Consider the following 18,238-nt stretch of genomic DNA (forward strand, 5'->3'; position numbering starts at 1 on the left):
GGGGGTGTACAACGAACCCCTCGCAAACGTTGTCGCCGCCGCGCCGGCCCGCCCCGGCGCTCCCTGTCTGGAGGACCACCCCATGGGCCGTTATCTCTTGAGACGGCTGCTGCAACTCGTGCCGGTGTTCATCGGTACGACGTTCCTGATCTACTGGCTCGTCTGGTCAGTGCCCGGTGACCCCTTCGCCGGCAAGTGCGGCGACCGCGGTTGCCCGCCGAACTACCGCGCCATGATGACCGAGAAGTACAACCTCGACGAGTCGATCTGGGTGCAGTACGCCAGCTACATGAAGAACCTTCTGCAGGGTGACTTCGGTATCACGTTCGGCGGTCGCGAGATCAGCGACATCATCGCCACGTCGTACCCGAACACCCTGAAGCTGGCGGTGGTCGCCCTCGCCATCGAGGCCGTGATCGGTCTCGGCGCCGGCATCCTGACCGGCCTGCGGCGCAACGGCTTCCTGGACAACCTGGTCCTGGTCTCCACCCTCTTCCTGATCGCCCTCCCGGTCTTCGTCATCGGCTTCGTGCTGCAGTGGCTGCTCGGCGTGAAGTGGGGCATCATCAACCCGACCGTGTCCAACGAGATGCGGTTCAGCGAACTGATCGTGCCGGGCTTCGTGCTCGGAAGCGCATCGATGGCGTACATCGCCCGGGTGGCGCGTACGAGCATCGCCGAGAACCGGCGTGCCGACTACGTCCGCACCGCGATCGCCAAGGGTCTCCCGATGCGCCGCGTGGTCGGCGTGCACCTGCTGCGCAACTCGCTCATCCCGGTGGTCACCCTGCTCGGCACCGACCTCGGCGCGCTGATGGGTGGCGCGATCGTGACGGAGGGCATCTTCGGCATCAACGGCATCGGCCGGCAGGTGCTCCGCTCGATCGTCACCAAGGAGAGCGCTACCGTTGTCGGCATCGTTGTGGTGCTGGTGCTCGTCTATCTCATCATGAACCTGGTGGTGGACCTGCTCTACGCCGCCCTCGACCCGAGGATCCGCTATGAGTGACCGCCGCAGCGTACGAAACGTCCCAGCAGTCTGCGCGGGCAACCACGCCCGTGCCGAGCGCAGCGAGGTACGGGCATGAGTGACCCGAATACCGCGTCGATCGTGTCGACGCCGCCCGCGACCATGCCCACCGAGGCGGGGTCGGGCGCGCCCACCAACGCGGGCCTGCCGGAGAGCGCGAAGCAGAACAAGCCGCGTGGCCTGCTCGGTGACGCCTGGATCGACCTGCGCCGCAAGCCGCTGTTCTGGATCTCGGCGACGATCATCCTGGTCTTCCTCGTGATGGCGGCCTTCCCGTGGCTGTTCACCTCCGGCGACGCGGTGAACGGCTCGCTGGACCGCAGCCGGGTCGAGCCGTCGTCGGCCGCCTGGTTCGGCTACGACGTGCAGGGCCGCGACGTCTACGCCCGGGTCATCTACGGCGCCCGCGCCTCGATCGTGGTGGCTGTGGTCTCCACCTTCCTGACGCTGCTGGTCGGCGGCACGATGGGCATCATCGCCGGCTACCGCGGCGGCTGGGTGGACGCGCTGCTCTCCCGCATCGCGGACATCTTCTTCGGCCTGCCGTTCGTGCTCGGCTCGATCGTCATCCTGACCACGTTCAACGGGTCCGGCTCCGACAACGGCGAGTGGACGATCATGGGCCTGGTCATCATGTCCCTGAGCGTGCTGAGCTGGCCGGTCGTGATGCGGCTGATGCGCTCCTCGGTGCTCGCCACCAAGGAGGCCGACTACATCGTCGCGGCCCGCGCGCTCGGCGCCGGCACCGGCCGGATCATCCTCAAGCACCTGCTGCCGAACTGCCTGGCCCCGCTGCTGGTCTACGGCACGATCATGGTCGGCTCGTTCATCGGCGCGGAGGCCACGCTCTCGTTCCTGGGCATCGGCCTGAAGAGCCCGGTCGTCTCCTGGGGCATCATGATCAGCGAGGCGCAGAACTACATCCGGGTCTCGCCCTACCTGCTGTTCTTCCCCTCCGCGTTCCTCGTCGCCGCCGTGCTGAGCTTCGTCATGCTCGGCGAGGCGGTCCGCGAGGCCCTCGACCCGAAGCTCCGATAGGGGAACTGAGTTGTCCGACATTCTCGTGTCCGAGCAGTCCTCGCCGGGCGCCGACGGATCCGGCCGCCCCTCGGGTCGGCTGCTCGAGGTCGACGACCTTCGGGTGGAGTTCCGCACCCGGGACGGCGTCGCCAAGGTCATCAACGGAGTCACGTACCACGTCGACGCGGGGGAGACCCTCGCCGTGCTCGGCGAGTCCGGCTCCGGCAAGAGCGTCACCGCGCAGACCATCATGGGCATCCTGGACACCCCGCCCGGCTTCGTCACCGGCGGCAAGGTCCGCTTCCACGGCAAGGACATGCTCACCATGTCCCCCGAGCAGCGGCGGCGGATCCGGGGCGAGGGCATCGCCATGATCTTCCAGGACTCGCTCTCGGCCCTCAACCCGGTTTTCACAGTCGGCTTCCAGATCGCCGAGCAGTTCCGCATCCGCCGCGGCATGAGCCGCTCGGACGCCAAGAAGCGCGCGATCGAGATGCTCGACCAGGTGAAGATCCCCAACGCCAAGGGCCGGTTCAGCAACTACCCGCACCAGTTCTCCGGCGGTATGCGGCAGCGCGCCATGATCGCCATGTCGCTGGCGCTGGACCCCGAGGTGCTGATCGCCGACGAGCCGACCACCGCGCTCGACGTGACCGTGCAGGCCCAGATCATGGACCTGCTCGGCGAGCTCCAGCGGGAACGGCAGATGGGCATGATCCTGATCACCCACGACCTCGGCGTGGTCGCCGACGTCGCGGACCGGATCGCGGTCATGTACGCCGGCCGGATCGTCGAGGAAGCCGACGTCTACGACCTGTACCGCAAGCCGGCACACCCGTACACGCTCGGCCTGCTCAACTCGATCCCGCGGATGGACGAGAAGGGGCAGGAGCTCCGGACCATCAAGGGCCTCCCGCCGAACCTGATGAACATCCCGACGGGCTGCGCGTTCAACCCGCGCTGCCCGATGGCGCAGCCGATGTGCCGGGAGAAGGTCCCGCCGCTGCTGCAACTGGGCAACGGCCGGGCCAGCGCCTGCCACTTCGCCGAGGAACTGGTGAACCGTGACTGAGAACATCATCGAGGTCCGTGACCTGGTCAAGCACTACCCCGTGACCCGGGGCGTGGTGTTCAAGAAGACCATCGGTCAGGTCAAGGCGGTCGACGGCGTCTCCTTCGACCTCAAGGCCGGCGAGACGCTCGGCGTGGTCGGCGAGTCCGGCTGCGGCAAGTCGACGCTGGCCCGGGTGCTGATGAACCTGGAGAAGCCGACCGGCGGCCAGGTGCTCTACAAGGGCCAGGACATCTCCAAGCTCTCCGGTGGCGCGCTGCGGCGGCTGCGCCGGCAGATCCAGCTGGTGATGCAGGACCCGTACACCTCGCTGAACCCCCGGATGACGGTGGGTGACCTGATCGGCGAGCCGTTCGAGATCCACCCCGAGGTGGCCCCGCGCGGCAGCCGGCGCAACAAGGTCAAGGAGCTGCTCGACCTGGTCGGCCTCAACCCGGAGCACATCAACCGGTACCCGCACCAGTTCTCCGGCGGTCAGCGGCAGCGCATCGGCATCGCCCGGGCGCTGGCGCTGCGGCCCGAGGTGATCGTCTGCGACGAGCCGGTGTCGGCCCTGGACGTCTCGATCCAGGCTCAGGTGATGAACCTGCTGGAGAAGCTCCAGGCCGAGTTCGGGCTGTCGTACGTCTTCATCGCCCACGACCTGTCCGTGGTGCGGCACCTCTCCGACCGGGTCGCGGTGATGTACCTGGGCAAGATGGTGGAGATCGGCACCGAGGACGAGATCTACGAGCGGCCGACCCACCCGTACACCCAGGCACTGCTGTCGGCGGTGCCGGTGCCGGACCCGACCGTGCGGGAGAGCAAGGCGATCATCCGGCTCCAGGGCGACGTGCCCTCGCCGGTCAGCCCGCCCTCGGGCTGCCGGTTCCGCACCCGGTGCTGGAAGGCGCAGGACGTCTGCGCCCAGGAGGTGCCGCTGCTCCAGATCCGGCCGGGCTCGGACCACCCGAGCGCCTGCCACTTCGCGGAGAAGCGGGAGATCGTCGTCACCCACGAGGTGGCCTGATCCGTTCCGGACCGCCTGCCGGCGTCAGCTCGACGCCGGCAGGCGGTTCGTCGTCTCCGTGGCCGTCACAGCGCCTCCGTGGCCGTCACAGCGGGCCGCGGCCGGCGCGCAGCAGCAGGAGCGCGAGCTGGGTGCCGTCGGCGCCGAGTTCGGACCGGAACCGCTCCAGGATCTCCCGCTCGCGGGAGAGCACCAGCCGGGTGCCGCCGGACGCCATCCGGGTCGCGCCGACCTCCTGGGAGAGCGCTGCCCGCTCCTGCCAGAGCGCGATGAGGGTGCGGTCGATCTCGTCGATCCGCCGCCGGATCTCGCCGATCCGTTCCGCCGCCGCCGCGTCGTCGGTGCCGGTCCGGGCCGCCGCGGCGCCGGTCGGGTCGCCGCCGGCCGTCCGGTCGTGCCGCGCCAGGCTGCCGCTGGACTCCACCACGTCAGTCATCATCGTCGTCCCTCTCGGGGCTCGGGCCCGGTACCCGGATCCCGGGACGGAAAAGCCCCGGGCTCGGGGAGCCCGGGGCGTTTCGTAGGTCTGTGATCAGGCGCGACCCACGGCTGCCGGACTCCCGGTGCCGTAGTAAAAGTAGAAGCGCTGATCGAACACGTCGTCGAGTATGCCGACCACCCGGGCGGGCGCGCAAGAAGACGCACCAACAGGTGAGACGTGACGGCGTGCGCCGGGCGGCGGCGCGGGCGGGGAAGTGTCCGCCCGGCGGCATAGACTCGGGCTGCGATGCATCCTCTCTTCGACATTCCCACATCCCCGCCCGCGCCGGAGTCCCCGCCCGCGCCGGAGTCCCGGCCGACCCCGCCGCGCCGTCCCGGGGGCGCCGGGTCGGACCCGGCCGCCCTCCTCGACGGCCTGAACGGCCCCCAACGGGACGCGGTGACCCACGCCGGCTCCCCGCTGCTGATCGTGGCCGGCGCCGGGTCCGGCAAGACCCGGGTGCTGACCAACCGGATCGCCTACCTGCTCGCCGCCCGCGACGTGCACCCCGGCGAGATCATCGCGATCACGTTCACCAACAAGGCCGCCGGTGAGATGAAGGAGCGGGTGGCCGCGCTGGTCGGCCCGCGCGCCCGGCTCATGTGGGTCTCGACGTTCCACTCCGCCTGCGTACGCATCCTGCGGGCCGAGCACGAGCACGCCGGCCTGAAGTCGACGTTCTCGATCTACGACGCGGACGACTCGCGCCGGTTGATGCAGATGGTCGCCCGCGAGCTGGATCTGGACCCGAAGCGCTACCCGGCCCGGGGCCTGGCCGCCCAGGTGTCGAACCTGAAGAACGAGCTGGTCGACCCGGAGGAGTTCGCCGGCCGGGCCAAGGGGCCGAACGAGCGGGCACTGGCCGAGGCGTACACGCTCTACCAGCGGCGGCTGCGCGAGGCGCACGCGCTGGACTTCGACGACCTGATCATGACGACTGTGCACCTGTTCCAGTCGCACCCGCACGTGGCGGAGAGCTACCGGCGCCGGTTCCGGCACGTGCTGGTGGACGAGTACCAGGACACCAACCACGCCCAGTACGTGCTGATCAAGGAACTGGTCTCCGGTACCGAGGGGATCCCGCCGGCGGAGCTGTGCGTGGTCGGTGACGCCGACCAGTCGATCTACGCGTTCCGCGGCGCGACCATCCGCAACATCCTGGAGTTCGAGCGGGACTTCACCGACGCCCGCACGATCCTGCTGGAGCAGAACTACCGCTCGACCCAGACCATCCTCAACGCCGCCAACGCGGTGATCGACCGCAACACCTCCCGCAAGCCGAAGCGGCTGTGGAGCGACGCCGGGTCCGGCGAGCAGATCGTCGGGTACGTCGCCGACACCGAGCACGCCGAGGCCGACTGGGTGGCCCGGGAGATCGACCGGCTGGTCGACGACGGCGAGACCCGCCCGGGCGACGTGGCGGTGTTCTACCGCACGAACGCCATGTCCCGTGTGTTCGAGGAGGTGTTCATCCGGGTCGGCCTGCCCTACAAGGTGGTCGGCGGGGTGCGCTTCTACGAGCGCAAGGAGGTCCGCGACGCGCTCGCGTACCTGCGCGCCGTGGTCAACGACGACGACACGGTCAGCCTGCGCCGGGTCCTCAACACCCCGCGCCGGGGCATCGGCGAGCGGGCCGAGGCGTGCGTGGAGGCGCTGAGTGCCCGGGACCGCATCTCCTTCGGCGCCGCGTTGCGCCGGGCCAAGGACGCGCCGGGCATCTCCACCCGGGCGGCGAACGGCATCGCCGAGTTCGTCGCGTTGCTCGACGCGGCGCGGGAGCTGGCCGGCACCGGCACCCCGGAGGAGGTGCTGGAGGCGGTGCTGACCCGCTCCGGCTACCTGGCCGAGCTGGAGGAGAGCCTCGACCCACAGGACGCCGGCCGGGTGGACAACCTCCAGGAACTGGTGAGCGTCGCCCGGGAGTACACCGAGCGGATCGAGGCGCTCGGCGCCGACGACGAGCGAGCCACGCTCGCCGGTTTCCTGGAGCAGGTGGCGCTCGTCGCCGACGCCGACCAGATCCCCTCCGACGACCCGGACCACCAAGGGGTGGTCACGCTGATGACGCTGCACACCGCCAAGGGCCTGGAGTTCCCGGTGGTCTTCCTGACCGGCCTGGAGGACGGCGTCTTCCCGCACCTGCGCTCGCTCGGCGACACCCGCGAGCTGGAGGAGGAGCGGCGGCTGGCGTACGTGGGCATCACCCGGGCCCGCCAGCGTCTCTACCTGTCCCGCGCGGTGACCCGGTCGGCCTGGGGCGCGCCCGCCTACAACCCGCCGTCGCGGTTCCTGGAGGAGCTGCCGCCCGAGCTGGTCCGCTGGGAGCGCACCGAGGGGTCGTACACCTCGTGGGGCGGCGGAGGCGGGGGCGTCGGCGGCCGGGCGGACCGGCTGGGCCGCGGCGGCTTCGCCGGCGGCACGCCCAAGGCGACCGAGCTGGCGAAGCGGCTGGGCGTGGACGCCAGCCGGCTGGCCACCGCGAGCGAGCTGAAGCAGGCTCCGAAGGTCGCGGTGGGCGACCGGGTCAACCACCAGCGGTACGGCCTGGGCCGGGTGCTGGCGGTGGAGGGGGCCGGGCCGGGTGCCCGGGCCCAGATCGACTTCGGCGACCAGACCATGTGGCTGGTGCTGCGGCACGCCCCGATCGACAAGCTCTGAGCGTCAGGCGGACGGACCGCAGGCGCGGCCGGGCTGGAGACCGGCCCGGCCACGCCGGTGGACCACTGCGTCAGCAGGCCACGCCGATGCCCCGGGCACGCAGGAACGGTGCCGGGTCGATCTGGTTCCACATCGCGCCCTGGTGCACCTCGAAGTGCAGGTGCGGGCCGGTGGAGTCGCCGGTGGAGCCCTCGTACCCGATGACCTGACCGGCCTTGACCGTGTCGCCGACGCCGACGGCGAGCCGGCTCTGGTGGGCGTAGTGGGTCAGGTAGCCGTTGTGGTGGTCGATGAAGACCGAGATGCCGTAGCCGTCGCCGACGTCACCGGCCTTGACCACGGTGCCCGCTGCGGCGGCGTGGATCGGCGTGCCGGCCGGCATGGCGAAGTCGATGCCGGCGTGCTGGGTGCCCCAGCGGGGCCCGTAGCACGACGTGATGTCGGCGCCCTTCATCGGGATGACCCAGGTGGGCTTCTTCGCCACTGTCGTCTTCTTCGGCTTCGGCTTGGGTTTCGCCGTCGCCGTCTTCTTCGGTGCCGGGCTGGTCGCGCTCGCGCTCGGGCTCGGCGACGGGCTGGCCGGTACGGCGGACGGGGTGACCGGCTCGCGGGCCGAACGGTCGGCGCGGTCGGCGTCGTCGGCGCGGGCCGCTACGCCGAGGTCGACGGCGGCCGGCGTCGGGTCGGACGGGGCGGTGGTGACGACCACGCCGCCGATGCCGAGGCCGAGCAGGGCCACCGCGCCGGTGACCACGTAAACGGTGCGCCGGGCGCGGCGCGGGCGCCGGTGCCGGGCGGGAGCGTTGTCCGGGGTGGGGCTGCTGTGCTGCACGGGATCCTTCATCGGTTCGAGGGGCACGTGACCTCGAAATACTGGTGTCGGTGCAGGTCGCAGCGGGTATCGGGGGTGCGGAGGCGGTGGCCCGCGCCGCCACCGCGCGTCCGGTTTCGGACCGGTCGGCCGGTTCGGTCGAAGAGACGATCATTCGGCGATGTGCTCCCGCTCACACCGGCCGGTGTGACGTGGCAGACATCGGCACAGACGAAACCGCCCGGACCGTGCGGTCCGGGCGGTGACGGGGCGGTACGGAGCGTCAGGACGCGGCTACGTCGCTGTAAACTGCCTCGACTTCGAGCTGAATGTCCACTCCGCGATCCTTGAGGAACGCCACCGGGTCCTGCGGCTGGCCCTTGACATGGATCTCCAGGTGCAGGTGGGAGCCGTAGGAGTGGCCGGTGTTGCCGACCAGGCCGAGCTGGTCGCCGGCCTTCACCTCCTGGCCCTCCTTGACCGTCACCGCGGAGGAGTGGCCGTAGATGGCCTCGCTGCCGTCGGAGTGCTGGACGATGACGGCGTAGCCGTAGCCGCCGAACCAGCCGGCCTTGGTGACGGTGCCGGCGTGGACCGCCTTGTAGGGCGTGCCCTCCGGGGCGACCAGGTCGATGCCGGTGTGCAGCTTGCCCCACCGCATGCCGTAGGGGGACTTGAAGTCGTAGCCGTGCAGCGGCAGGAGCCACGGGTCCTGCTCGGCGGCCTTGCTGTCGGAGCGGTCGGCACGGGACGGGCGCTCCGCGCTGTCGGCGCGGGCGGCGGCGTCCTGGCTGGCGACCGAGGCCTGCCGGAGCTCGTCGAGGACCGACGGGCTGACGCTCTTGGCGTCGGGGAGGGCGTTCGCGCCGATGGCGACGATGCCGGCGCCGACGAAGGCGGTGGTGACCACCGCGGCGTAGCGGCTCCGCGGGGGGGTGGGTACGCGGCGGCGGCCGCGATAGCGATCGGGCTCAGACGACAGGCGCTGGCGCACGCACACCCTCCGTTGTCGGGGATCCGATGCGACTCCGGACCGTTCGGTGAAGCTCGGTCGAACCTCCGGTGTCGCGTCGTCACCCGTCCGTGGACCTGATGACAACCGTGGACACGTTAGCCAACCGCCACTCCTGTCACAAGCCGAAGCGCCGAAATGCTGATTCGTTATGTCCAATTCCATCCGACCTTGTCATAGCTCGTGCCGCCGGTCGGATGGTATGTCGACTGCCCATTCGTCGCGGACAGTGACCGAACGGCGGAGGTGTCCGGCTTTCCGCGTACCCGGGTGGGCGGTAGTGGGGCGGCTCGTATGTGGGAAGGTCCGGCCCGGCTTCCCGCCTCCGGTCCGGCCGGGTTACCGTTCGTTCAGGTCAGGAGTGCCGGTGAAAGGTGTGCGCAGATGAGCTCTCGTATCCGGGTCGTCGTCGCGAAGCCCGGCCTGGACGGCCACGACCGGGGGGCGAAGGTGGTCGCCCGCGCCCTGCGTGACGCGGGCATGGAGGTCATCTACACCGGCCTGCACCAGACGCCCGAGCAGATCGTCGAGACCGCCATCCAGGAGGACGCGGACGCGGTCGGCCTGTCGGTGCTCTCGGGCGCGCACATGACGCTGTTCAAGCGCGTCGTCGAACTGCTCACCGAGCGCGACGCCACCGACATCGTGGTGTTCGGCGGCGGCATCATCCCCGAGGCCGACATCCCGGAGCTGGAGCGGCTCGGCGTCGCGAAGATCTTCACCCCGGGTGCGACCACCGGGTCGATCGTCGAGTGGGTGCGGGAGAACGTCGCCCAGCCGGTCGGCTGACCCGCCCGGTTCCCGGCTCCTGCGTGCCCGGCCCCCGCGTTTCCGGCTCCGGGCACGGGGGAGGGGCCGGACGCACCCCTCACACGCCCGGCCCCTCTATGCACGATGCCCCGCCGCCACCCCTCGACCGACAGGGCATCGGCCGCTCCCGTCGCCGCGCTTGACCAGCGCGCCGACATCACACTCAACGACGCCCCCGACGGGCGGTTACGCCCGGGCCCGGAGATCCCCCGGACGGCTGACGCCCCCGTGCGCCGGGGCCGCAGTGATCGGCCCGGCCGAGCCCGGTCTGTGCATTACCGCACACCCCGCACCCGCTCGGTTGCCGCCCGTTCCCATCTCGTTAGGCTGCGGCAAATGGCCTGTCTCATCTGATGACAGGCGTCAAACTGATTTTCCGAAGCTGGTGGCGGCGCGACGGCGCGCCGCGGAGACGGGACGGGACGCGCAATCGTGGACCTGTACGAGTACCAGGGGCGGGACCTGTTCGAGCGGCACGGCTTGCCCGTGCTCGCCGGCGGCGTCGCCACTACCCCGGAGGAGGCCCGCGCGATCGCCGAACGCCTCGGCGGCCGGGTGGTCGTCAAGGCGCAGGTGAAGGTCGGTGGCCGCGGCAAGGCCGGCGGCGTGAAGCTGGCCGAGGGCGCGGAGGAGACGGTGGCCCGGGCCACCGACATCCTCGGCATGGACATCAAGGGTCACACCGTCCACAAGGTCATGATCACCGTGACCGCGGACGTGGCCGAGGAGTACTACTTCTCGTACCTGCTCGACCGGGCGAACCGCACCTTCCTCTGCATCGCCAGCGTGGCCGGCGGTATGGACATCGAGCAGGTCGCGGCCGAGACCCCGGAGCGGGTCGTGAAGGCGCCGATCGACGCCAACACCGGCGTGGACGAGGCCAAGGCGCGCGAGATCGTCACCGCGGCCGGCTTCCCGGCCGAGATCGCCGACCAGGTGGTCGAGGTCGCGGTCAAGCTGTGGCAGGCGTTCGTGGCCGAGGACGCCACGCTCGTCGAGGTGAACCCGCTGGCCACGACCAAGGACGGCAAGCTGCTGCTCCTGGACGCCAAGGTCACCCTGGACGAGAACGCCGGGTTCCGGCACCCGGACCACGAGGCCCTGGTCGACCAGGCGTCGGTGGACCCGCTGGAGCAGGCCGCGAAGGCCAAGGACCTCAACTACGTCAAGCTCGACGGCGAGGTCGGCATCATCGGTAACGGCGCGGGCCTGGTCATGTCCACGCTCGACGTGGTCGCGTACGCGGGCGAGCGGCACGGCGGCGTCAAGCCGGCCAACTTCCTCGACATCGGCGGCGGCGCGAGCGCCGAGGTGATGGCGAACGGCCTGGAGATCGTCCTGTCCGACCCGTCGGTCAAGAGCGTCTTCGTCAACGTCTTCGGCGGCATCACCGCCTGTGACGCGGTCGCCAACGGCATCGTGCAGGCGCTGGCGCTGCTGGAGCAGCGCGGCGAGAAGGCCACCAAGCCGCTCGTCGTGCGCCTCGACGGCAACAACGCCGAGGCCGGCCGGGCGATCCTCGACGGCGCGGCCAACCCGCTGATCCAGCGGGTCGACACCATGGACGGCGCGGCCGAGCGGGCCGCCGAGCTGGCAGCTGCGGGGGTCTGACAATGGCTATCTGGCTGACCAAGGACTCCAAGGTCATCGTGCAGGGGATGACCGGTTCCGAGGGCTCCAAGCACACCCGGCGGATGCTCGCCGCCGGCACCAACGTGGTCGGCGGCGTGAACCCGCGCAAGGCCGGCACGACCGTCGACTTCGACGGCACCGAGCTGCCCGTCTTCGCCTCCGTCGCGGACGCGATGAAGGAGACCGGCGCGGACGTCACCGTCATCTTCGTGCCGCCGCAGTTCACCAAGGCCGCCGTGGTCGAGGCGATCGACGCCGGTATCGACCTGGCCGTGGTGATCACCGAGGGCGTGCCGGTGCACGACACCGCCGCGTTCTGGGCGTACAACCGGGCCCAGGGCGAGCGCACCCGGATCATCGGCCCGAACTGCCCGGGCATCGCCTCGCCGGGCGCGTCGAACGCCGGCATCATCCCGGCCGACATCACCGGCTCCGGCCGGATCGGCCTGGTCAGCAAGAGCGGCACGCTGACCTACCAGATGATGTACGAGCTGCGCGACATCGGCTTCTCCACCTGCGTCGGCATCGGCGGTGACCCGATCATCGGCACCACCCACATCGACGCCCTGGCCGCCTTCGAGGCGGACCCGGAGACCGACGCGATCGTCATGATCGGTGAGATCGGTGGCGACGCCGAGGAGCGGGCGGCCGAGTTCATCAAGGCCAACGTCACCAAGCCGGTGGTCGGCTACATCGCCGGCTTCACCGCCCCGCCCGGCAAGACCATGGGCCACGCCGGCGCGATCATCTCGGGCTCGGCGGGCACCGCCGACGCCAAGAAGGCGGCGCTGGAGGCGGTGGGCGTCAAGGTCGGCAAGACCCCGACCGAGACCGCCAACCTGATGCGGGAGATCATGTCCGGCCGCTGAGCGGTCGAGCGACGTGTCGAGGGGGTCGACCGGGGAACCGGTCGGCCCCCTCGCGTTCAGCGATACCAGTACGGGTAGTACGAGTTGCCCCGGGCGCGCACGATGGCGCTGGCGACGATGTTGATCACGCCGAACGCGATGGCCAGCCAGCCGAGCAACTGCGACCGGCCGTTGCGCCGGGCGTCGCGGATCGACAGCGCGCCGAAGACGATGCCCAGGATCCCGCAGCAGAGCAGGCCGAAGACGATGCCGAGGACGCCCCAGAGCGTGGTCCGGTCCCGGCCGACGGCCGGTGGCGGCGGGGGCGGCGGATACGGAGCGTGCACGGCTTCCTCCGAGCGGTCGGCGCCGCGACGGGAACGGTCGCGTCTGAGGCCGAGGCTAGACCGGATCACCACCGCGGGACCGGGGTTCGGCGAACTCGCCACGCTGCCGACCCGGTATCGGACTGCCGTCCTTCCCGCGGCGTGCCAGAGTAGACACGATGTCACGCGTCACCCCTGACCAGCCCCGCCGTCCGGCCACCGGTCCCCCCGCCGGCGCCCGGCCGCCCGGCCGTGCCCGCCCGGCCGCGCGGGTGCCCGCACCCCGATCGGGTGAGGAGCCCCGCAGCCGGGCCCCGCTGCCGGTCGCCGCCGGGGTGGCCGCGCTCTGGGCGGCGCTGACCTCCTGGCTGCCGGTGTCCGCCGTGCTGGGCCTCGCCCAGCTCAGCGAGGACGCCGGATCGTTCGGCGGCGCGTTGCGCGCCGGCCTGGCCGGCTGGCTGCTCGGGCACGGGGTGCCGTTGCAGACCACCGCCGGGCCGCTCGGCCTGGCGCCGCTCGCGCTGAGCGCGCTCGTCGTCTGGCGGCTCACCCGCGCCGGGGTGCACGTCAGCCGGGCCGTCGGCGCGCGCGGGGCCGGGTCACCCCGCCAGGCGCTCACCGTCGCGGTCGCCGTCGGCATCGGGTACGCGCTGCTCGGCGCGCTCGCCGCGTTCGCTGTCGACGCGGGCGGCCTGCGGGTCTCCCCGGTCACCGCCGCGCTCACGTTCGCCGCGTTCGGCGTACCCGCCGCCCTGGTCGGCGCGCTGCGCACCACAGGTGTCTGGGCGCTGCTGGCCGAGCGCTGCCCACCGCCGGTGCGCGACGGTCTGCGTACCGGACTGGTGGCGGCGCTGCTGCTGTGCGGCGCGGGTGCCGGTGCGGCCGGGCTGGCGGTGGCCACCGGTGGCGGCGACGCGGCCGACATGATCGGGGCGTACCGGACCGGGGTGGCCGGTCAGGCGGGCATCACACTGGTCAGCCTCGCCTACGCGCCGAACGCGACCGCCTGGTCGGCGAGCTACCTGCTCGGCCCCGGGTTCGCGGTCGGCACCGACACCGCCGTCCGCACGAGTGAGGTCTCCGTGGGCGCGCTGCCGGCCGTACCGCTGCTGGCGGGCCTGCCGCGCGGCCCGATGGACGGGCTCGGTGGCGCGCTGCTGGCCGTGCCGGTGCTGGCCGCCATGGCGGCCGGCTGGCTGCTGGCCCGGCGGCTGCTGCGCGTGGCGGCCGAGGAACGCACCGAGGCGGGCTGGCCGGCGCTGCTGCTGCCGGCCGCGCTCGCCGGACCGGTCGCGGGCGCGCTGCTGGGGCTGTTCGCGGCGGCCTCCGGCGGGTCGCTCGGCGGTGGCCGGCTGGCCGAGGTCGGGCCGTCACCGTGGGCGGTGGCCGCGGTGGCCACGCTCGTGATCGGGGTGGGCGCGGCGCTCGGCGCCGCCGCCACCCGCACGCTGACCCGCCCGACCCCTCCGCCCCGCGCCACCCCGGCTCCCCGCTGACCTCGCGGCGCGGCTCGGGAACGCGAGAGGGGCGCCCACCGGATGGTGGACGCCCCTCGTCGGACGCCGGTCAGGCGCCGAAGTTGTTCATGTTGATCGCCGCGCCCGCGATGGCGCTGACGATGCCGACGACCACGCCGACGGCACCGCAGATCAGGGCGGCCCGGGCCTGGCCGGCGTTGCTGGCCTCACCGGCCTGGACCTTCTTCTGGCCCAGCACGCCGAGGACGACGGCGACGATGCCGGCCGGGACGCCCAGCAGCGGGCAGCACAGGCCGAGCACGATCGACGCGATGCCGACGATCATGCCGGCCAGGCCCATGGTGTTGTTCTGACCCTGCCCCGGGCCGCTGGGGTAGCCGGCGGCCGGGTACTGCGGCGCGGCGCCGTACGGCTGCTGCTGCGCGTACGGGTCCTGGCCGTAGGCGGGCTGACCCGACGTGGGCTGGCCGTACGGCTGGCCCGAGGTCGGCTGCTGGCCGTACTGCGGCTGCTGCCCGTACGGGGGCTGCTGGCCGTACTGCGGGGCCTGCGGCGGCTGCGCGTACGGGTCGTGCGGCTGCGCGTTCGGGTCCTGGTTCGGCTGCTGGCCGTACGGGTCCTGTCCGGGGTAACCGGGCTGCATGTCTGGTGCTCCTCAGATCGGTTCGGGTTGTCGGTCAGTTGCTGCCGCTGTTGCCGGCGAGACCAGCAAGGCCGCCGAGGAGGCAACATCCCACCACGATGATGCCGATCCAGATCAGGCCGACGATGAGGGCCCACTTGGACCACTTCTTGGACTCGGCGGCGGCGGCTTGGGCGCCCGCGTAGTCACCCTGCTGGATCAGCGGGTTGACCTTCGACGCGTTGATGATGGCCGGGATCGCGAGCGGCCAGAACAGGAAGATCGCGACGATGGACATCGTCATGTTGTTGTCGATCTGCTGCGGCTGCTGCGGGGGGTATCCGGGCTGCATTCGAAGTACTCCTCGGTCCGGTGGCACGCGGCGTGCCGGGTTCACTGGGGGTGCGGGCCGGGCACGGGGCCGGACACCGGGCGACCGGCAGCGTACCGCGATCACGCCACCGGGGAGGTCACCCGATGAGCCGCCGCCCCGCGGCCGGGCCGCCTGACCTGCCCGATAGGGTTGCCCGGTGACCGAGCCCGCGTCCGTCGCCCGCCTCGTCGTCCTCGTCTCCGGTTCCGGCAGCAACCTCCAGGCGCTGCTGGACGCCACCGCCGACCCCGGGTACGGCGCCCGGGTGGTCGCCGTCGGTGCCGACCGGGACGGGATCGCCGGCCTGGACCGCGCCGCCGCAGCCGGTGTGCCGTCCTTCGTCGAGCGCGTCAAGGACCACCCCACCCGCGCCGACTGGGACAAGGCGCTCGCCGCGCGGGTCGCCGAGCACCGGCCCGACCTGGTCATCAGCGCCGGGTTCCTCAAGCTGGTCGGTCCGGAGTTCCTGGCCGCGTTCGGCGACCGCTACCTCAACACGCACAACACGCTGCTGCCGGCGTTCCCCGGCATCCACGGCCCCCGCGACGCGCTGGCGTACGGCGTCAAGGTCACCGGGGCCACCCTGTTCTTCGTCGACGCCGGCATGGACACCGGCCCGATCGTGGCCCAGGTCGCGGTGCCGGTGCAGGACGACGACGACGAGGACACGCTCACCGAGCGCATCAAGTCCGCCGAGCGGCGCCAGCTCGTCGAGCAGGTCGGCCGCCTGGTCCGTGAAGGTTGGACGATCACCGGCAGAAAGGTCACCATCCCGTGAACGCCACTGAGGACGCCGGCCGCCGCCCGATCCGGCGCGCGCTGGTCAGCGTCTACGACAAGACCGGCCTGGCCGAGCTGGCCCGCGCCCTGCACGAGGCCGGCGTGGAGATCGTGTCGACCGGGAGCACCGCGTCGACGATCTCCGGCGCCGGGGTGCCGGTGACGCCGGTCGAGCAGGTCACCGGCTTCCCGGAGATCCTCGACGGGCGGGTCAAGACGCTGCACCCGAAGATCCACGGCGGCCTCCTCGCCGACCTGCGCAAGGACGCGCACGCCGCGCAGCTCGACGAGCACGGCATCGCCGGCATCGACCTGCTGGTCTCCAACCTGTACCCGTTCCAGGCCACCGTCGCCTCCGGCGCCGACACCGACGAGTGCGTCGAGCAGATCGACATCGGCGGTCCGGCGATGGTGCGGGCCGCGGCGAAGAACCACGCCTCGGTGGCGGTGGTGACCGACCCGGCCGCGTACCCGGCGGTGGTGGCCGCGCTCGCCGAGGGCGGCTTCACGCCGGCCCGGCGCCGGGCGCTGGCGGCCCGCGCGTTCGCCGACATCGCCGACTACGACGTCGCGGTGGCCGACTGGTTCGCCACCACCGTGTCGCCGGCCGAGGACGGCTGGCCGGAGTTCGCCGGGCTGGCACTGCGCCGTCAGGCGGTGCTGCGGTACGGCGAGAACCCGCACCAGGCGGCGGCGCTCTACACCGACCCGGGCGCGCCGGCCGGGCTGGCCCAGGCCGAGCAGCTGCACGGCAAGGAGATGTCCTACAACAACTACGTCGACGCGGACGCCGCCTGGCGGGCCGCCAACGACTTCGCGGACCAGCCGGCGGTGGCGATCATCAAGCACGCCAACCCGTGCGGCATCGCCGTCGGTGCGGACGTGGCCGAGGCGCACCGAAAGGCGCACGCCTGCGACCCGGTCTCCGCGTTCGGCGGCGTGATCGCGGTGAACCGGCCGGTCGACGCGGCGATGGCCGGCCAGGTCGCGGAGATCTTCACCGAGGTGCTCGTGGCGCCCGGCTTCGACGCGGACGCGCTGGAGCTGCTGCGGGCCAAGAAGAACCTCCGCCTGCTGCGGGCGCCCGAGTTCGCCGTGCGGCCCGCGGAGTGGCGGCAGGTCAGCGGTGGCGTGCTGGTGCAGACGCGGGACGCCGTCGACGCGCCCGGCGACGACCCGTCCGGCTGGACGCTCGCGACCGGCGACCCGGCCGACGAGGCGACGCTGCGCGACCTGGCGTTCGCCTGGCGGGCGGTCCGCGCGGTCAAGAGCAACGCGATCCTGCTGGCCCGCGACGGCGCCACCGTCGGTGTCGGCATGGGCCAGGTCAACCGGGTGGACTCGGCACGGCTGGCGGTCAGCCGGGCCGGTGACGAGCGGGCCCGCGGATCGGTCTGCGCCTCGGACGCGTTCTTCCCGTTCGCCGACGGTCCGCAGATCCTCATCGACGCCGGGGTGCGGGCGATCGTCCAGCCGGGCGGATCGATCCGGGACGAGGAGACCATCGCGGCCTGCAAGGCGGCCGGCGTGACCATGTACCTCACCGGCACCCGGCACTTCTTCCACTGACGAGTCCGGCCTCCGGGTGCGTCGGTCGTCCGTCCGACGACTGACGCACCCGGACGTCGTGCCGTTGCCCGCCGCGGGAGGCGGTTGCTAGCGTGTGCGCGGCGACGATCGAGCGTCTCCGCTGTCTGTGAGCCCGGCAGGTGTGCCATGCGCGTTCGCGACCGGTTGACCGCCGTCGTCGTCACGCTGGCGTTCGTCCTGGCCGGACTGGGAGCGGCAGCCGCACCCGCCGTCACCGCACCGGCCGTCGCCCCGATCGTCGAAGCGCTCGCCGCCGCGCGGCCCGCTCCCGACGTCGCACCACCCGTCGAAGCGCTCGCCGCCGAGCCGGCCGCCGCCTCGGCGAGCGGAACGAGCCCGGCCGCGCTGCGTGCCGCGTACCCCCGAACCTCCTGGTCGGAGCTTGCCGCCGGGCCGTGGCACGACCACGGCGGCGGTCTCGGCTACGCCGACGGACCGGACGACCTGGCCCCGGCCGCGCTCCCGCGCATGGCCGGTCCGGCGGTGCCGGAGCCGGTCGTGCCCGCGCCCCGGCCGCCTGTCGTGCCGCTGCCGCCGCGCGGCCCGCTCGCCGCGCGCGCCCCGCCGGCCGCCTGAGCCGCACCGAACCCGCAGCCCGCACCGGGACGCGCGCTCGCGCCGCACCGGACACCGCCGCGTCGACCCGGCGGTCTCCGCCGCGAGCTGCCGTCCACCGGTACGGCGGC

The 18,238-nt window shown here is 72.1% G+C and carries 18 protein-coding genes; 12 read left to right on the plus strand and 6 right to left on the minus strand.

The genetic code is table 11. The features are described from left to right. Nucleotides 1–82: 82 nt before the first annotated feature. The 4 genes from IF06_RS0105725 (at nucleotide 83) to IF06_RS0105740 (ending at nucleotide 4,131) form a co-directional block, all read left to right on the plus strand. Complete coding sequence (locus tag IF06_RS0105725; RefSeq protein ID WP_013288523.1) at nucleotides 83–1,009, plus strand: ABC transporter permease; 927 nt, start codon at nucleotides 83–85, stop codon at nucleotides 1,007–1,009. Between the two features lie 75 nt (nucleotides 1,010–1,084). Further along, on the plus strand, nucleotides 1,085–2,068 hold the full coding sequence (locus IF06_RS0105730) for an ABC transporter permease (RefSeq protein WP_013288522.1): 984 nt from the start codon (nucleotides 1,085–1,087) through the stop codon (nucleotides 2,066–2,068). Between the two features lie 25 nt (nucleotides 2,069–2,093). Continuing rightward, a complete protein-coding gene (locus IF06_RS0105735; protein WP_013288521.1) occupies nucleotides 2,094–3,122 on the plus strand; it encodes an ABC transporter ATP-binding protein in 1,029 nt (342 codons plus the stop codon). Continuing rightward, nucleotides 3,115–4,131, plus strand: coding sequence for an ABC transporter ATP-binding protein (locus tag IF06_RS0105740; protein WP_013288520.1), 1,017 nt, complete (start codon nucleotides 3,115–3,117; stop codon nucleotides 4,129–4,131). Before IF06_RS0105735 ends, IF06_RS0105740 begins: the two co-directional genes overlap by 8 nt. Nucleotides 4,132–4,216: 85 nt before the next feature. Here the strand turns inward: IF06_RS0105740 and IF06_RS0105745 are convergent, their stop codons facing one another. Next, the gene (locus tag IF06_RS0105745; protein WP_030269423.1) at nucleotides 4,217–4,570 is read right to left on the minus strand and encodes a chorismate mutase; all 354 of its coding nucleotides are present in this window, start codon (nucleotides 4,568–4,570) and stop codon (nucleotides 4,217–4,219) included. A gap of 288 nt (nucleotides 4,571–4,858) precedes the next feature. On the opposite strand from IF06_RS0105745, the gene pcrA reads away from it, so the two are divergent. After that, the gene (pcrA, locus tag IF06_RS0105750) at nucleotides 4,859–7,270 is read left to right on the plus strand and encodes a DNA helicase PcrA (RefSeq protein ID WP_030269425.1); all 2,412 of its coding nucleotides are present in this window, start codon (nucleotides 4,859–4,861) and stop codon (nucleotides 7,268–7,270) included. Between the two features lie 70 nt (nucleotides 7,271–7,340). Here pcrA and IF06_RS0105755 read toward each other — a convergent pair whose 3' ends face one another. Together IF06_RS0105755 and IF06_RS0105760 are read right to left on the minus strand one after the other, a co-directional pair. Then, a complete protein-coding gene (locus IF06_RS0105755) occupies nucleotides 7,341–8,114 on the minus strand; it encodes a M23 family metallopeptidase (RefSeq protein WP_013473628.1) in 774 nt (257 codons plus the stop codon). Between the two features lie 250 nt (nucleotides 8,115–8,364). Then, on the minus strand, nucleotides 8,365–9,075 hold the full coding sequence (locus IF06_RS0105760; protein ID WP_013288516.1) for a M23 family metallopeptidase: 711 nt from the start codon (nucleotides 9,073–9,075) through the stop codon (nucleotides 8,365–8,367). 402 nt (nucleotides 9,076–9,477) lie between these two features. Here IF06_RS0105760 and IF06_RS0105765 point away from each other — a divergent pair, with 402 nt between their 5' ends. The 3 genes from IF06_RS0105765 to sucD all read left to right on the plus strand — a co-directional run bounded on the left by IF06_RS0105765 (nucleotide 9,478) and on the right by sucD (nucleotide 12,404). Then, a complete protein-coding gene (locus tag IF06_RS0105765) occupies nucleotides 9,478–9,882 on the plus strand; it encodes a cobalamin B12-binding domain-containing protein (protein WP_013288515.1) in 405 nt (134 codons plus the stop codon). A gap of 453 nt (nucleotides 9,883–10,335) precedes the next feature. After that, nucleotides 10,336–11,514 carry an ADP-forming succinate--CoA ligase subunit beta gene (gene sucC, locus IF06_RS0105770; RefSeq protein WP_013288514.1) on the plus strand — a complete coding sequence of 393 codons (1,179 nt, stop codon included), beginning with the start codon at nucleotides 10,336–10,338 and terminating at the stop codon, nucleotides 11,512–11,514. A 2-nt stretch (nucleotides 11,515–11,516) separates the two neighbouring features. Continuing rightward, nucleotides 11,517–12,404: a succinate--CoA ligase subunit alpha gene (sucD, locus tag IF06_RS0105775; protein ID WP_013288513.1), complete on the plus strand. Its 888-nt coding sequence runs from the start codon at nucleotides 11,517–11,519 to the stop codon at nucleotides 12,402–12,404. Between the two features lie 56 nt (nucleotides 12,405–12,460). On the opposite strand, the gene IF06_RS0105780 is transcribed toward sucD, so the two are convergent. Beyond that, nucleotides 12,461–12,730 carry a hypothetical protein gene (locus IF06_RS0105780; RefSeq protein ID WP_013288512.1) on the minus strand — a complete coding sequence of 90 codons (270 nt, stop codon included), beginning with the start codon at nucleotides 12,728–12,730 and terminating at the stop codon, nucleotides 12,461–12,463. A gap of 158 nt (nucleotides 12,731–12,888) precedes the next feature. On the opposite strand from IF06_RS0105780, the gene IF06_RS0105785 reads away from it, so the two are divergent. Then, nucleotides 12,889–14,205, plus strand: coding sequence for a DUF6350 family protein (locus IF06_RS0105785; protein WP_030269427.1), 1,317 nt, complete (start codon nucleotides 12,889–12,891; stop codon nucleotides 14,203–14,205). Between the two features lie 70 nt (nucleotides 14,206–14,275). On the opposite strand, the gene IF06_RS0105790 is transcribed toward IF06_RS0105785, so the two are convergent. Further along, a complete protein-coding gene (locus tag IF06_RS0105790; protein WP_013288510.1) occupies nucleotides 14,276–14,830 on the minus strand; it encodes a DUF4190 domain-containing protein in 555 nt (184 codons plus the stop codon). A gap of 34 nt (nucleotides 14,831–14,864) precedes the next feature. Next, nucleotides 14,865–15,161, minus strand: coding sequence for a CD225/dispanin family protein (locus IF06_RS0105795; protein WP_013288509.1), 297 nt, complete (start codon nucleotides 15,159–15,161; stop codon nucleotides 14,865–14,867). Nucleotides 15,162–15,339: 178 nt separating this feature from the next. On the opposite strand from IF06_RS0105795, the gene purN reads away from it, so the two are divergent. The 3 genes from purN (at nucleotide 15,340) to IF06_RS0105810 (ending at nucleotide 18,128) form a co-directional block, all read left to right on the plus strand. Then, nucleotides 15,340–15,960 carry a phosphoribosylglycinamide formyltransferase gene (purN, locus tag IF06_RS0105800; protein ID WP_013288508.1) on the plus strand — a complete coding sequence of 207 codons (621 nt, stop codon included), beginning with the start codon at nucleotides 15,340–15,342 and terminating at the stop codon, nucleotides 15,958–15,960. Next, nucleotides 15,957–17,531 (plus strand): bifunctional phosphoribosylaminoimidazolecarboxamide formyltransferase/IMP cyclohydrolase, encoded by a 1,575-nt coding sequence (gene purH, locus IF06_RS0105805; RefSeq protein ID WP_013288507.1) that lies wholly within the window; start codon nucleotides 15,957–15,959, stop codon nucleotides 17,529–17,531. The genes purN and purH overlap by 4 nt, the downstream gene beginning before the upstream one ends. Nucleotides 17,532–17,678: 147 nt before the next feature. Next, the gene (locus IF06_RS0105810; RefSeq protein ID WP_030269429.1) at nucleotides 17,679–18,128 is read left to right on the plus strand and encodes a hypothetical protein; all 450 of its coding nucleotides are present in this window, start codon (nucleotides 17,679–17,681) and stop codon (nucleotides 18,126–18,128) included. Nucleotides 18,129–18,238: the final 110 nt, after the last annotated feature.

The sequence above is a fragment of the Micromonospora globosa genome (genome assembly GCF_000717585.1).
Classification (GTDB): domain Bacteria; phylum Actinomycetota; class Actinomycetes; order Mycobacteriales; family Micromonosporaceae; genus Micromonospora; species Micromonospora aurantiaca.